At 36.8% G+C, this 1,178-nt stretch carries 1 protein-coding gene; it reads right to left on the minus strand.

The annotated features are described in order from the left end of the window. Positions 1–342: 342 nt before the first annotated feature. Positions 343–555 carry a hypothetical protein gene (locus F6K23_RS40930; RefSeq protein WP_293166992.1) on the minus strand — a complete coding sequence of 71 codons (213 nt, stop codon included), beginning with the start codon at positions 553–555 and terminating at the stop codon, positions 343–345. Positions 556–1,178 lie beyond the last annotated feature (623 nt).

Here is a 1,178-nt window from a genome sequence, read left to right on the forward strand (position 1 = left end):
TCAAAATCTTAACTGAGTAACTAAAAACTCAGAATTTGATAGTGTTTTAAGTCAAGAGTAGGCTTTCTTGCCAAACTTAGTCGTGCGATTTTTTTTGCAAGTAACTAGCCTTCTGAATAACTTCCTGAAAATAGCAGCAGGAAGCACTAGTGGTTGTGTTGAACACCACTACAGCAAAGCCATTAGCTGAAGCAGATTTTAGTAGATGTTAATTTTTAGTTCACTTTTGACAAACAACGGAAAAACCTGATATCTTTCCGAAACCAGAAATGGGATAATTACTCAAGTTAAGCTGCCAAGACTTAGCTTTCTAAAGAGTCTGTTGATTTACTCTTGCCTTAGCTAAGAGCGCTGTTGAGCTAAATCTCGGATTAAGGATAATCGATTATGGAGATAGTCGCTTAAGATGTCGGTTTGCTCATGATTGAGAGTTTGATCCTGCTTGAGTTGATACAGTAACCACTGTACCAAGCTTGGATCATCTAGCTTGAGTAGAAAATTTGCCTGAGTCTTTTCGATTAAAGACCATAACTGACGCAGCATCGTGGGAGTCATAAAAAATCTCCTTACTAGATAAACACTCTTACGCAGCAGTGAAATTGGTCAGCTGTTCCGTAAAAACCTTACGGTCATTAGTGTAACTAAGGATCTTAAGAATTGCTTAAGAATTGAACCATCCTTCTTACGATAACTGATTTAGAAACCCCATGGGGAGAATCAGACGAGAATGAAACAAGAGTTACCAGAGAATGAAACAAGAGTTATCAGATTATTAAAAAAAGGATCAATGGCTTGACTTAGGACTGAAGTTGAGGTATATGGACTAGTTCAGGGGGGAGAGGGGGAGATGCGAGGATGGCTTGGGGAGAAGATTCTTTAGATTATATTTCTAAGTATATTGGATAATTTATTTCTTGGAGTTCCCCAATAAGGAATAAGTAATAAGTAATAAATAATAAATAACCACAAGGAAATTTATTATTTATTACTTCAGATTAGGTTACTAGTAGTATAATTTTTCTACTTAAGCTTCAGGACTTTCTCACACTCTCAAGTATGTCCTCGAGATCTGAGAGTTCAATAGCACCGGAAAAAACTTCTTCTCCTAGAATAAATGAAGGTGTACCTTCAAGGTTTAATGTCTGAGCTAAATTGAGGTCAGCTTGGATATCTTTAGC

Origin of the sequence: Okeania sp. SIO2C9 (assembly GCF_010672455.1) — a bacterium.
In the GTDB taxonomy this organism is placed as follows: domain Bacteria; phylum Cyanobacteriota; class Cyanobacteriia; order Cyanobacteriales; family Microcoleaceae; genus Okeania.

What these genes read in the sequence shown, in the direction of transcription:
- F6K23_RS40930 (WP_293166992.1), bottom strand. Translation starts at nt 555, where the DNA reads ATGACTCCCACGATGCTGCGTCAGTTATGGTCTTTAATCGAAAAGACT.